Origin of the sequence: Sphingomonas naphthae (assembly GCF_028607085.1) — a bacterium.
In the GTDB taxonomy this organism is placed as follows: Bacteria; Pseudomonadota; Alphaproteobacteria; order Sphingomonadales; family Sphingomonadaceae; genus Sphingomonas_Q; species Sphingomonas_Q naphthae.
Genome location: NZ_CP117411.1, coordinates 1,425,053 through 1,438,893, shown reverse-complemented (window position 1 = coordinate 1,438,893; position 13,841 = coordinate 1,425,053). Strand labels below are relative to the sequence as shown.

General features: G+C 68.6%; 9 protein-coding genes. 5 read left to right on the top strand and 4 right to left on the bottom strand.

Annotated elements, in window-relative coordinates; genetic code table 11:
- Nucleotides 1–37 precede the first annotated feature (37 nt).
- The gene (gene lptB / locus PQ455_RS06705; RefSeq protein WP_273690328.1) at nt 38–796 is read left to right on the top strand and encodes an LPS export ABC transporter ATP-binding protein; all 759 of its coding nucleotides are present in this window, start codon (nt 38–40) and stop codon (nt 794–796) included.
- Between the two features lie 112 nt (nt 797–908).
- A complete protein-coding gene (rpoN, locus tag PQ455_RS06700) occupies nt 909–2,402 on the top strand; it encodes an RNA polymerase factor sigma-54 (protein ID WP_273690327.1) in 1,494 nt (497 codons plus the stop codon).
- A 74-nt stretch (nt 2,403–2,476) separates the two neighbouring features.
- Here the strand turns inward: rpoN and typA are convergent, their stop codons facing one another.
- Complete coding sequence (gene typA / locus PQ455_RS06695; protein ID WP_273690326.1) at nt 2,477–4,318, bottom strand: translational GTPase TypA; 1,842 nt, start codon at nt 4,316–4,318, stop codon at nt 2,477–2,479.
- Nucleotides 4,319–4,492: 174 nt separating this feature from the next.
- Here typA and PQ455_RS06690 point away from each other — a divergent pair, with 174 nt between their 5' ends.
- Together PQ455_RS06690 and PQ455_RS06685 are read left to right on the top strand one after the other, a co-directional pair.
- Entirely contained in the window at nt 4,493–5,311 is an 819-nt protein-coding gene (locus PQ455_RS06690; protein WP_273690325.1) for a PAS domain-containing protein, read from the top strand.
- A gap of 161 nt (nt 5,312–5,472) precedes the next feature.
- The gene (locus PQ455_RS06685) at nt 5,473–10,131 is read left to right on the top strand and encodes an NAD-glutamate dehydrogenase (RefSeq protein ID WP_273690324.1); all 4,659 of its coding nucleotides are present in this window, start codon (nt 5,473–5,475) and stop codon (nt 10,129–10,131) included.
- 125 nt (nt 10,132–10,256) lie between these two features.
- On the opposite strand, the gene fghA is transcribed toward PQ455_RS06685, so the two are convergent.
- Genes fghA through PQ455_RS06670 form a run of 3 tightly spaced genes read right to left on the bottom strand, consistent with a single transcriptional unit; the run spans nt 10,257 to nt 12,600 of the window.
- Nucleotides 10,257–11,090 carry an S-formylglutathione hydrolase gene (gene fghA, locus PQ455_RS06680; RefSeq protein WP_273690323.1) on the bottom strand — a complete coding sequence of 278 codons (834 nt, stop codon included), beginning with the start codon at nt 11,088–11,090 and terminating at the stop codon, nt 10,257–10,259.
- The gene (locus PQ455_RS06675; protein ID WP_273690322.1) at nt 11,090–11,473 is read right to left on the bottom strand and encodes a VOC family protein; all 384 of its coding nucleotides are present in this window, start codon (nt 11,471–11,473) and stop codon (nt 11,090–11,092) included. Before PQ455_RS06675 ends, fghA begins: the two co-directional genes overlap by 1 nt.
- Nucleotides 11,474–11,487: 14 nt before the next feature.
- The gene (locus PQ455_RS06670) at nt 11,488–12,600 is read right to left on the bottom strand and encodes an S-(hydroxymethyl)glutathione dehydrogenase/class III alcohol dehydrogenase (protein WP_273690320.1); all 1,113 of its coding nucleotides are present in this window, start codon (nt 12,598–12,600) and stop codon (nt 11,488–11,490) included.
- A gap of 114 nt (nt 12,601–12,714) precedes the next feature.
- Between PQ455_RS06670 and PQ455_RS06665 the strand changes: the two genes are divergently transcribed.
- Entirely contained in the window at nt 12,715–13,788 is a 1,074-nt protein-coding gene (locus PQ455_RS06665; protein WP_273690318.1) for a PA0069 family radical SAM protein, read from the top strand.
- Nucleotides 13,789–13,841: the final 53 nt, after the last annotated feature.

Sequence of the window (13,841 nt, the reverse complement as noted above, 5' to 3'; positions counted from 1 at the left end):
GCCGGTGCGGTACGGGGATCGCGCACAGCGAGGTAGCATGGCGGATATCGACACATTGGAACGGCTGCCGGAATCGAGCGGTCTGGAGATCGTCTCGATCGCCAAGGCCTATGATCGCCGTCAGGTGCTGACCGACGTGTCGCTCTCCGTGGCGCGCGGCGAGGTGGTCGGGCTGCTCGGGCCGAACGGCGCTGGCAAGACGACCTGTTTCTATTCGGTGATGGGTCTGGCCAAGCCGGACGCGGGCCGCATCCTGCTCGACGGCGACGATATCACCGGCCTGCCGATGTACCGCCGCGCGATCCTGGGTCTCGGCTATCTGCCGCAGGAAACCTCGATCTTCCGCGGGCTGACGGTGGCGCAGAACATCCGCACCGTGCTGGAAATCGCCATGCCCGATCGCGCCGCGCGCGAGCGGCGGCTGGACGAGCTGTTGGCCGAATTCCACCTGGAGAAGTTGCGCGACAGCTCCGCCATGGCGCTGTCGGGCGGCGAGCGGCGGCGCTGCGAGATCGCGCGCGCGCTGGCGGCCAATCCCTCGATCATGCTGCTCGACGAGCCCTTCGCCGGCATCGACCCGATCTCGATCGCGGACATCCGCGATCTGGTGAAGGATCTGAAACGGCGCGACATCGGCGTGCTCATCACCGATCACAATGTCCGCGAGACGCTCGATATCGTCGATCGCGCCTGCATCATCTACGACGGCCGGGTGCTGTTTCAGGGCGCGCCGGCCGATCTGGTCCGCAACCCGGACGTGCGCCGCCTCTATCTCGGCGAGAGCTTCGCGCTGTAGTTTGATGAGCCGCACCGGCCCGCACCCCCACCCGACCGCCCACATGATACTTCCGTCGGGCGGTCGGGTGGGGGTGCGGGCCGGTGCCGCCGCCGCGTAGCGGCCTGCGAGGATGAGCCTCGCCCCCCGCCTCGACATCCGCCAGTCGCAATCGCTGGTGATGACCCCGCAGTTGCAGCAGGCGATCCGCCTGCTCGCGCTCTCCAATCTGGAGATCGAGGGGTTCATCGCCGAGGAGATCGACAAGAACCCCCTGCTCGAAACCGGCGGCGTCGCCGACGAGCGCGAGGCCGCCGCCGAAGCGCCCGACCCTTCGACGATGGACGACGGCCCGCCCGACGAACCCGTCACAGCCGACCGGCTGATCGAGGCCGGCGACGCCATCGCCGACGCGCCGCTCGACGCGGATTATGCCGCCGAGACCTTTCATCACGACAGCGTCGCCGACAGCCCCGGCCCCTCGACCGAGGGCATCGCCGGCCCGGGCGGCGAGGAGATGCCCGACCTCGACCTGCTCGGCGCCGCGCCGCCCAGTCTGGCCGAGCATCTGGCGGCGCAGGCGGGCGAGCAGCTGTCGGGCGTCGATCTCGCCATCGCGCTCCACCTGATCGACCAGATCGACGAGGCGGGTTACCTCACGGTGCCGTTGCCCGAGGTGGCGCAGCGGCTCGACGTGGCGCTCCATCATGTCGAGCGGGTGCTGGGTGTGATCCACGGGCTCGACCCGACCGGCGTCGGCGCGCGCGGCCTGGCCGAGTGCATCGCCCTCCAGGCGCGCGAGGCCGACCGCTACGACCCCGCCATGGCGACCCTGATCGCCAATCTCGACCTGCTCGCGCGCGGCGCCTTGCCCCAGCTCCGCCGGATGTGCGGCGTGGACGAGGAGGATTTCGCCGACATGATCCGCGAGCTGCGCGCCTACGATCCCAAACCCGGCCTGCGCTTCGGATCGACCCGGATCGAGGCGGTGTCGCCCGACATCCACGTCATGCGGCGCGGCCCCGGCTGGGCGGTCGAACTGAACGGCGCCACCCTCCCCCGCCTGCTCGTCAATCGCAGCTATTACAGCGAGTTGCAGGGCGGCCCTCAAAATCGCGAGAGCAAGGCGTGGCTGGCCGATTGCCTCGCCAGCGCCAACTGGCTGGTCAAGGCGCTCGACCAACGCGCGCGCACCATATTGAAGGTCGCCAGCGAGATCGTCACGCAGCAGGAAGCCTTCTTCGCGCGCGGCGTGGCGCATCTGAAGCCGATGACGCTGAAGATGGTCGCCGATGCGATCGGCATGCACGAATCGACCGTAAGCCGCGTCACGTCCAACAAATATCTGTCGTGCGACCGGGGCCTCTACGAACTCAAATATTTCTTCACGAGCGCGATCCAGTCCGCCGACGGCGGCGAGGCCGCATCGGCCAACGCCGTGAAGGACCGCATCGCCAGGCTGATCGCCGCCGAGAGCCCGAAGGACATCCTCTCCGACGACAAATTGGTCGACCTGCTCAACGCCGAAGGCTTCGGCATCGCCCGCCGCACGGTGGCGAAATATCGCGAGGCGATCGGGCTGGGATCGTCGGTGCAGCGGCGGCGACAGAAGGCGCTGGGCGCCTGATCGCCAATTTGTAAATGCCCGACCGAACCAGGCGAGGGAATTCCTCGCCTGGTTCTCAGGTCTTCAAACCGGCCTTACGCCGCCTTCGAGGCCCGGCTGGCGCGCTTGCGCTCGTTCGGGTCGAGGTGGCGCTTGCGCAGGCGGATCGACTTGGGGGTCACCTCCACCAGCTCGTCGTCGTCGATGTAAGCGATCGCCTGTTCCAAGGTCAGGCGACGCGGCGGGGTCAGGCGGATGGCATCGTCCTTGCCGCCCGAGGCGCGGAAGTTCGTCAGCTGCTTGGCCTTCATCGGATTGACCTCGAGGTCGTCCGTCTTGGCATTCTCGCCGATGATCATGCCCTCGTAGAGCGCCTCGCCGGGGCCGACCATCAGGATGCCACGCTCCTCGAGCGGCCCGAGCGCATAGGCCTGCGCCTCGCCATTGCCGTTCGAGATCAGCACGCCATTCTTGCGGCCCTCGATATTGCCCTTGTGGGGGCCATACTTCTCGAACAGCCGGTTCATGATGCCCGTGCCGCGCGTGTCGGACAGGAATTCGCCATGATAACCGATCAGGCCGCGCGACGGCGCCGAGAAGGTGATGCGGGTCTTGCCGCCACCCGACGGGCGCATGTCGGTCATCTCGGCCTTGCGCTGGTTCATCTTGTCGACGACCGTGCCCGAGAACTCCTCGTCCACGTCGATCACGACGGTCTCGTACGGCTCTGTCTTCTTGCCGTCCTCCTCGCCGAACAGCACGCGCGGACGGCTGATGCCGAGCTCGAAGCCCTCGCGGCGCATCGTCTCGATCAGCACGCCCAGCTGAAGCTCGCCGCGACCGGCCACTTCATAGCTGTCCTTGTCGGCGCTCTCGGTCACCTTCACGGCGACGTTGGATTCGGCTTCGCGGAACAGGCGGTCGCGGATCATGCGCGACGTCACCTTGGTGCCCTCGCGACCCGCCATCGGCGAATCGTTCACCGCGAAGCGCATCGACAGCGTCGGCGGATCGATCGGCTGGGCGTGGAGCGGTTCGGTCACCGACGTGTCGGCGATGGTGTTGGCAACCGTCGCCACCGTCAGGCCGGCCAGGCTGATGATGTCGCCCGCCTTGGCTTCGTCGACCGGCACGCGATCGAGGCCGCGGAACGACAGGATCTTGGAGGCGCGGCCGGTCTCGATGATCTTGCCGTCGTTATCCAGCGCGTGGATCGCCTGGTTGGTCTTCACCGTACCCGAATTGACGCGGCCGGTGAGGATCCGGCCGAGGAAATTGTCGCGATCGAGCAAGGTCACCAGGAAGGTGAAGGGCACGTCCTCCACCTCGACCTTGGGGGCCGGAACGTGGCTGACGATCGTCTCGAACATTGGGATCAGCGTGCCTTCGCGCGCGTCCATGTCGGTCGAGGCATAGCCGTTGCGGCCCGAGGCATACAGCACCGGGAAGTCGAGCTGCTCGTCGTTGGCGTCGAGCGACACGAACAGGTCGAACACCTCGTCCAGCACTTCCTGGATGCGGGCGTCGGCGCGATCGACCTTGTTGACGACGACGATCGGCTTCAGGCCCAGCGCCAGCGCCTTGCCGGTCACGAACTTGGTCTGCGGCATCGCGCCTTCGGACGAATCGACCAGCAGGACGACGCCGTCCACCATCGAGAGGATGCGCTCCACCTCACCGCCGAAATCGGCGTGGCCGGGGGTGTCGACGATGTTGATGCGGATGCTCTCGTCGGTGCCGGGCGGGGTCCAGTCGACCGAGGTCGGCTTGGCGAGGATGGTGATGCCCCGCTCCTTTTCCAGGTCGTTCGAATCCATCGCCCGCTCCTCGATCCGCTGGTTGTCGCGGAAGGTGCCGGATTGACGGAAAAGCTGATCGACGAGGGTCGTCTTGCCATGATCGACGTGCGCGATGATGGCCACGTTGCGGAGGCTCATGAAATATCCCGGTGCTGTGAGCTGTGAAGTTGGCGCGCCCATAGCCGATATGGCGCGATGCAACAAGGCGGGGCGAGGCGGGCCTTGCGATGCCGCGAGAACCCCCGCCGATCTTCACGCTTCGTCAACCATGTCGGCTTAAGCCCCCTCTCACGGCCGGGAGGGAACCGGGCGATGGGAGCGTGGCGCCGCATGGAGCAGAACCGGATTTCCGACCGCGAGGGATATGAGGAGGCCGTCTTCGACGCGCCGCCCACGATCATGCAGGTCGAGCGGCGCATCCATGTGCGCGCCTACAATCGCTGGCAGTCGCTGCGCCACGGCCGCCCCCTGCCCTCCGTGCGCGACATGGATTCGCCGACCCTGGCCGAGTTCGCCCCGCGCGCTGTGAAGCTGCGCTACAATGAGGAGGGCGGCGATCCCGAGCTTCTCTTCGTCGGCCGTGCTCTCCGCGATCAGGCGGGGATCGAGGCCGATGCCGAGATCGACCAGAACGACCTGCCCGAAGGCACCCTGCTCCAGCGCCTCGTCGCGCGCCATCACGACATGGCCAACCATCGCAGCCCCGTAGCCGTCGAGGCCGAATATGTCGGCGAGTTCGGCGAGGCCACGCTCTATCGCGGCGTGATGCTGCCCTTCTCGTCCGACGGGCGCACGATCGACCATCTCTACGGCATCGTGAACTGGAAGCTGCTGGCGCCGGGCGACGTGCCCGCCGACATCACCGACGCGGTCGAGGCCGCCCGCTCCGGCCCGATGGAGCCGCGCAAGAAGGCGGCCAGCCCCTTCCCGCAGGCGACCGACGAGGATTGCCGCAAGCGCCTGCGCGAGCATCAGGGCGTCGCCGTGGTCGATATCGATCCGCTGCCGTTCGAGAGCGAATTCGTCATGCTCGTCGGCCGCCGCCAGCCCGACGGCACGATCACGCTGGTCGCCGCCTTGCCGCCCGACGCGCAGACGCTGCGCCGCGCGACCGACGCATTGTTGCGCTAAATCGCCCCGCCGCGACCGCTGATGAGGCGGAAAGCGCGATTTTTCGGCCATATCCTGCAAACTTCCGGTCGCGACTTGTGCCCGTCATTTCGGGGGCGCATAGGCGTGGTCAGGGGCGTGAGCCGCGCGTGAGAAGCGGCACGCCGGCAGGAGATACGACCATGGCCACCGAGGCCCAAGACCGCGCGACCGCAACCGACACCCTGGCCAACATCGTTCCGCAGATCGCCGGGGCGCTGACCGAGGGCGCGCTGCCCGGTGAACTCGACGGGTTCGACGGCGATGCCGCGACCGACGCCGCCACCTTCGTCGCCGAAGCCGCCGCCATCCGCCGCCCCAACGAACCCGCCGTCCGGCTGGAATCGCTCTCCGGTGAAAGCGCGCGCCGCCGGATGCGGCTGGCGATCGTCAACGACGACATGCCCTTCCTGGTCGATTCCGTATCGGGCGCGCTCGCGTCGCGCGGGATCGACGTGCACCGCCTGCTCCACCCCGTCCTCCCGGTGCGCCGCGATGGCGAGGGCAAGCTGACCGCGATCCTGCCCGCCGACGCCGCCGGCGAACGCCGCGAATCCATGATCTATATGGAACTCGACCGCGCCGACGCCCGCGTCCGCCGCGCGATCGAGACCGAATTGAACGAGGTGCTGGCCGACGTCCGCGCCGCCGTCGCCGACTGGCCGGCGCTGCGCGAGGCGATGAAGCGCGATGCCGAAACCCTGGGTGATGGAGAGGGCGCCGCCCTCCTGCGCTGGCTCGGCGAGGGCCATTTCACCTTCCTCGGCCATGCCATCGAACAGGCCGACGGCACCGCCACCGCCGGGCAGGGCGTGCTGCGCACCGACGACAGCGCGCTGTGGCCCGATCACGCCCGCGCCGCCGCCATCGCCTGGTTAGAGCGCGGCGGCGAGGCACCTGTCTTGTTGAAGTCCGTCCGGGAGGCGAGCGTCCATCGCCGCGCCGCGCTCGATCTGGTGGTCGTGCCGGTGCGCGAGGGCGGGCGGATCACGGGGCTTTCGATCCATGCGGGTCTCTGGACCAGCGCCGCGCTGCGTGCCCCCTCCACCAAGCTGCCGCGCCTGCGCGCGCGCCTCGCCGCGCTGGAGGAGAAATATGGTTTCGATCCGCAGGGCCATGCCGGCAAGGCGCTGCGCCATGCGCTGTCGGCGCTGCCGCACGAATTGCTGACCGGCGTCGCCCCGGCCGATCTGGAGCGGCTGGCGCTGACCGCCATGTCGCTCGCCGATCGCCCGCGCCCGCGCCTGATGCTGGTGCCCGATGTGCTGGGCCTCCACCTCTTCGCTTTCGTGTGGCTGCCGCGTGAGGCGGTCTCGACCGACCGGCGGCAGGCGATCGGCGCGTTGCTGGCCGAGGCGACGGGGGCCGAACTCACCGGCTGGTCGATCGACCGCGACGAGGGCGACCTCGCTCTCCTCCGCTTCACGCTCGACCCCGCCGAGGGCGCCCCCGCCCCCGACGAGGCCGCGCTGGATGCCGAGATCGAGGCGATGCTGCGCGGCTGGGCGCCGGCGGTGGAGGAGGAACTGGCGGCGATCGAGCCCGGCCAGCGCGCCACCCGCCTCGCCCTCGCCTGGGCCGAACGCTTCCCCGCCGCCTACCGCAGCCGCGCCGGCGCGCGCGAAGCTGCGATCGACACGTTGCGCCTCGGCGGGCTGGAGGACGATCGCGGCCGCGCCGTCCGCCTCTATCGCGCGCCCGGCGACGATGCCGATCGCCTGCGGGTCAACGTCTATCGCATCGGCGGCCTCGTGCCTTTGTCCGAAGCGGTGCCGGTGTTCGAGAATTTCGGCTTCCGCGTGCTGGAGGAACTGCCGACCAAATTGGGCGCCGAAGACCCCGCCTATATCCACGAATTCCTCCTCCAGCTGGAGGATGCCGAGACCGCTTCGGCGCTGCTCGCCCGCGCCGAAGCGCTGGAGGCGGCGATCGCCGGCGTGCTGGCGGGCCGCGCCGAGAATGACGGCTTCAACGCCCTGATGGCCGCCGCCGGGCTCGATGCGCGCGGCGTGGTGCTGTTCCGCGCCTGGTTCCGCTATCTCCGCCAGACGGGCCTGCCTTATGGTCTGACGACGGTGGCCGATGCGCTGCGCCGCTCGCCCGATCTCGCCAAATCGCTGATAGCGCTGTTCGACGCGCGCCACGATCCGGCGGTGACGCATGACGATGGCGCCGCCGTCGCCAAGGTGGAGGCCGGCCTCGCCGCCGTCGCCTCGATCGACGACGATCGCGTGCTGCGCCGCCTGCTCGGCCTGATCGAAGCGATCCTGCGCACCAACGCCTTCACGCCAGCCGCCGAGGAGGCGCTCGCCTTCAAGCTGGAGAGCGCCAAGGTGCCCGGCCTGCCCCGCCCGGTGCCGTGGCGCGAAATCTGGGTCTATTCGCCCCGCGTCGAGGGCATCCACCTGCGCGGCGGCCCGGTCGCGCGCGGCGGCCTGCGCTGGTCCGACCGGCGCGACGATTTCCGCACCGAAATCCTGGGGCTGATGAAGGCGCAGGTGGTGAAGAACGCCGTCATCGTGCCGACCGGCGCCAAGGGCGGCTTCTACCCCAAGCAGCTTCCCTCCCCCGCCGACCGCGACGCCTGGATGGCCGAGGGGACGGAGAGCTACCGCATCTTCATCCGCACGCTTCTGTCGGTGACCGACAATCTCGTCGAGGGCGCGGTGACGCACCCTGAAGGCGTCGTGATCCGCGACGGGGACGATCCGTACTTCGTCGTCGCCGCCGACAAGGGCACCGCCACCTTCTCCGACGTGGCCAACGCCATCGCGCTGGAAAAGGGCTTCTGGCTGGGCGACGCCTTCGCCAGCGGCGGTTCGGTCGGCTACGATCACAAGGCGATGGGCATCACCGCCAAGGGCGCGTGGGTCTCGGTCCAGCGCCATTTCGCCGAGCGTGGCGTGGATGTGCAGAGCGAGAGCATCCGGGTCGTCGGCTGCGGCGACATGTCGGGCGACGTGTTCGGCAACGGCATGCTGCTGTCCAAGACGCTCAAGATCGTCGCGGCGTTCGATCATCGCCACTTCTTCCTCGATCCCGATCCCGATCCGGCGAAGAGCTGGGAAGAGCGCAACCGCATGTTCGCGCTGCCGCGCTCGTCGTGGGCGGATTATGATGCGTCGCTGATCTCGGCCGGCGGCGGCGTGTTCCCGCGTTCGCAGAAGCAGATCCCGCTCTCGCCGGAGGTCCGCGCCGTGCTGGGCGTGAGCGACGAGACGCTCGACCCCGCCTCGCTGATCCAGGCGATCCTGAAGTCGCCCGCCGACCTGATCTGGTTCGGCGGCATCGGCACCTATGTGAAGGCGCGCGCCCAATCCAACGCCGACGTCGGCGATCCCGCCAACGATTCCAACCGGGTCGATGCCGAGGATATCCGCGCGGTCGCCATCGGCGAGGGCGCCAATCTGGGCGTCACCCAGGCGGCGCGCATCGCTTTCTCGCTGAAGGGCGGGCGGATCAACACCGACTTCATCGACAATTCGGCCGGCGTCGATTGCTCGGACAACGAGGTCAACATCAAGATCGCGCTCAACCGCGAGATGATCGAGGGCCGGTTGGCCGAGGCCGACCGCAACACCTTCCTCGCCGAGATGACCGACGACGTGGCGAAACTGGTGCTGGAGGACAATCGCCTCCAGACGCTCGCTTTGTCGCTCTCCGAACGGCGCGGGGCCGAGCGGCTGCCGGCGCAGGTGCGCGTGATCGAGATCCTCGAGGCCGCCGGCCGGATCGATCGCGCGGTGGACGGGCTGGAGGCCAACGATGCCCTCATCCGCCGCGCGCAGGAGCATCGCGGCCTCACCCGCCCCGAACTCGCGATCATCATGTCGCACGGCAAGCTGGCGTTGCAGGCGGCGATCGAGGCGAGCCCGCTCGCCCATGATCCGCTGCTGCGCGACACGCTCCACGCCGCCTTCCCGCCGGCGATGCAGGCCCGCTTCGCCGACGCGATCGACGCGCACCGCCTCGCGGGCGAGATCGTCGCGACCAAGCTCTCCAATCGGGTCGTCAACCGCCTCGGCCTCGCCGCGCCGTTCGAGCTGGCCGAGGAGGAAGGCGCGTCGATGGCGTCGGTCACGGCGGCCTATGCGGCGGCCGATGCCCTGTTCGGGCTGGCCGGCCTGTTCGCCGATATCGAGGCGGCGCCGATGGCGGAGGAGGCGCGCCTCTTCCTGCTGGAAGCCGTCGCCGGATCGGCCCGGCTGCACGTCTCGGATATCCTGCGCGTCGCCCCCGGCGCGGCGACGCCCGGCCAGTGGGTCGAGAGCTTCGGCCCCGGCATCCGCCGCTTGGAAGCCCAACTCCAGACGCTGCTGCGTCAGGAGGCGCGCACCCAGTCCGATCGCCTGCGCCAGCGCCTCGCCGATGCCGGCGCGCCGGCCGATCTGGCCGATCGGGTCGTGCATATCGTCGAGATGGATGGCGCGGTCGGCACGGCCTCGCTCTCGGCCCAGCTCGGCATCGACGAGATCAAGGCGACCAACGCCTATGTGAAGCTGGGCGAGGCGCTCGGCCTCGACTGGGCCAAGGCCGCCGCGCTGCGCGACACCTCGACCGATCCGTGGGAGCGGCTGCTGGCGGCCGGCCTCGTCCGCGATTTCGAGCAGCTCCGGCTCGACTTCCTCGCCCGCCATGGCGGCGGTGACGCGGAGGCGGCGGTCGATGCGTGGCTGGTGGATCAGGAACCGCGCGTGGCCCAGTTCCGCGCGCTGGCCGAACGCATCCGCACCCAGCCGACGATCACGACGGCGATGCTGGCGCAGCTGGCCGGTCAGGCGCGGGTGCTGCTGGGGCGGTAAGGCCTTCCTTCCCCTCCGGCTTGCGGGAGGGGCCGGGGGTCGGCCTGCAACACCCCAGCCGAGTACGCCTTCACTGGGTCGCGCCCCACCCCTAACCCCTCCCGCAAGCGGGAGGGGGATAAGGATTACCCCAGCCGCTCGGCGTGCCAGCGCAGATGATCGCCCAAGAAGGTCGAGATGAAATAATAGCTGTGGTCGTAGCCGGGCTGCATCCTCAGCGTCAGCGCGATCCCCGCTTCCGCGCAGGCATCGGCCAGCAGATCGGGTTTCAGCTGATCGAGGAAGCCATCGGCATCCCCCTGATCGACCAGCAATTCCGGCACCCGCGCGCCGCCCGCGATCAGCGCCACCGCGTCATGCGCGCCCCACGCCACCCGGTCATCCCCGAGATAGCCGCCGAGCGCCTTCTGCCCCCACGGCACCTGCGACGGCGCCACGATCGGCGCGAAGGCGGAGACCGCCTTGTAGCGATCGGGGCAGGTCAGCCCGATCGTCAGCGCGCCATGGCCGCCCATCGAATGGCCCATGATCGACTGGCGGGCCATGTCGGCCGGAAACTCCGCCGCGACCAGCCCGGGCAGTTCCTCGGTCACATAGGTCCACATATGGTAATTGGCGGCGAACGGCTTCTCGGTCGCATCGACGTAGAAGCCCGCGCCCAGCCCGAAATCCCAGGCGCCGTCCGGGTCGTCCGGCACGTCCTCGCCGCGTGGGCTGGTGTCTGGCGCCACGAAGATCAGCCCCAGCTCCGCGCAGGCGGCGCGAAACTCGCCCTTCTCGGTCACGTTGGCGTGGGTGCAGGTGAGGCCCGACAGATACCACACCACCGGCAGCTTCATCCCCTCCGCATGGGGCGGGACATAGACCGAGAAGGTCATGTCCGTGCCCGTCGCGGTGGAGGCATGGCGGTAGACGCCCTGCGTGCCCCCGAACGCCTTCGTGACCGAGACGGTCTCCATCAGGCCGCCACGGGGTGCATGGCGCAGATCTTGTTGCCCGCCGGATCGCGCAGATAGGCGAGGTAGAGCTTGCCGAACGGCGATTCGCGTACGCCGGGCGGGTCCTCGCACGGGGTGCCGCCGTTCGCCACGCCCGCCGCGTGCCACGCATCGGCCGCCTCCGGTGACGACGCCGCGAAGCCGATCGTGCCGCCGTTGGCGCAGGACGCCGGCTCGCCGTTGATCGGCAGGGTCAGCAGGAAGGTGCCGCCCGGATGCAGATAGGCGACGCGTCCCTTGGGATCGCTCATCCCCGGTTTGATGCCGAGCGCGCCCAGCACCGCATCGTAGAAGGTCTTGGACGCCTCGATATCGGCGGCGCCCAACATCACATGACTGAACATCGTTTCTGTCTCCCCTAGTAGACCACGACGGAGCGGATGCTTTCACCCGCGTGCATCAGATCGAACCCTTTGTTGATTTCGTCCAGCGTGAGGACGTGGGTTATCATCGGGTCGATATCGATCTTGCCGTTCATGTACCAGTCGACGATCTTGGGCACGTCGGTCCGGCCCTTGGCGCCGCCGAAGGCCGTGCCCTTCCACACCCGGCCCGTGACGAGCTGGAATGGCCGGGTCGCGATCTCCTTCCCGGCCTCCGCCACGCCGATGATGATGCTCTCGCCCCAGCCGCGATGGCAGCATTCCAGCGCCGTCCGCATCACCTCGGTATTGCCGGTCGCGTCGAAGCTGTAGTCGGCGCCGCCGTCGGTCAGCGCCAGCACCTCGGCGATCACCTGATCGCGGCTCTTGCCCGTGCCGTTGATGAAATGGGTCATGCCGAACTGGCGGCCCCATGCCTCGCGATCGGGGTTGAGATCGACGCCGACGATCACGTCCGCCCCCACCATCCGCGCGCCCTGGATCACGTTCAGGCCGATACCGCCGAGCCCGAACACCACGACCGTCTCGCCGACCTGCACCTTGGCGGTATTGACCACCGCGCCAACCCCGGTCGTGACGCCGCAGCCGATGTAGCAGCTCGTCTGGAACGGCGCGTCGGTGCGAATCTTGGCGACCGCAATCTCGGGCAGGACGGTGAAGTTCGAGAAGGTCGAGCAGCCCATGTAGTGGAAGATCGGCTGGCCCTTGTAGCTGAAGCGGGTGGTGCCGTCGGGCATCAGCCCCTTGCCCTGCGTCGCGCGGATCGCGGTACACAGGTTGGTCTTGCCGCTGAGGCACGATTTACACTGGCGGCATTCGGGCGTGTAGAGCGGGATGACATGGTCGCCCGGCACCACGCTGGTCACGCCCGGCCCCACCTCGCGCACGATGCCCGCGCCCTCGTGGCCGAGGATGCTGGGGAAGATCCCTTCGCTGTCGAGCCCGTCGAGCGTGTAGGAATCGGTGTGGCAGATGCCGGTCGCCATGATCTCGACCAGCACCTCGCCGGCCTTCGGCCCCTCCAGATCGACCTCGACGATCTCCAGCGGCTGCTTCGCCTCGAACGCGACGGCGGCACGGGTCTTCATGGGGCTTGTCTCCGCAGATGTGTCGCCGGGGCTTTAGCCGGGGCAGGCCGACAAAACCAACCCGCCGATCGCGGAAACGATTGCGTTCTTCTTTTGTTCCGTTATACCGATGCCATGCCTTCGATCGCGACAGGCGGCCGTGGCGCCACGGTCAACGAAGTTTCCACCCGCTTCAACCTGAAGGCGCGGGAGGAGGATGGCGACTGGCTCGACGATCGCGGCGCGATCGACGGCGATCTGCCCCCGCTGCGGACTACCGTGGCGCACGAGACGCCGCGCACGATCATCACCAAGAACAACTCCCCCGACATAGGCTTCGATCGCTCGATCAACGCCTATCGCGGATGCGAGCATGGCTGCATCTATTGCTTCGCCCGGCCGACCCACGCCTTCCACGATCTGTCGCCCGGCCTCGATTTCGAGACGAAGCTGTTCGCCAAGCCCGATGCCCCCGCCCTCCTCCGCGCCGAATTGGGGAAGCGCGGCTATGAGCCGAAGCCGATCGCGATGGGCACCAACACCGATCCCTATCAGCCGATCGAGGGCCGCTATCACCTGACCCGCCAACTGCTGGAAATCCTCGCCGAACATGGCCACGGCTGCACCATCACCACCAAATCCAACCGGGTGGTGCGCGATCTCGATATCCTGGCGCCGATGGCCGCGCGCGGGCTGGTCGCGGTGGCGATGTCGATCCCGACGATCGATCCGGCGACCGCGCGCACGCTGGAACCGCGCGCGCCGCACCCCGCCCGCCGGCTGGCGGCGGTCAAGGCACTGTCGGATGCGGGCGTGCCGACCTTCGTGTCGCTCGCCCCCGTCATCCCCGCGATCACCGATCACGAGATGGAGCATATCATCGAGGCCGCCGCCGCCCACGGCGCCCGTTCCGCTTTCTTCCTGCCCGTCCGCCTGCCGCACGAGGTGGCGCCGCTGTTCCGGGCGTGGCTGGAGGCGCACCACCCCGATCGCGCCGGCAAGGTCATGTCGATCATCACCTCGATCCGCGACGGGCGGGAGAACGACCCCAATTTCTTCACCCGGATGCGCGGCACCGGCCCCTGGGCCGATCTGATGCGCGGCCGCTTCCAGATCGCCTGCAAACGCCATGGCCTCAATCGGGAGCGGTTCAGGATCAGGACGGACCTGTTCGTGCCGCCACAGGGGCCGCAACTGAACCTGTTTTGAAGGGCGCCAGATATCCCCCGTTCGGCCTGAGCGAAGTCGAAGGACGGGCGACT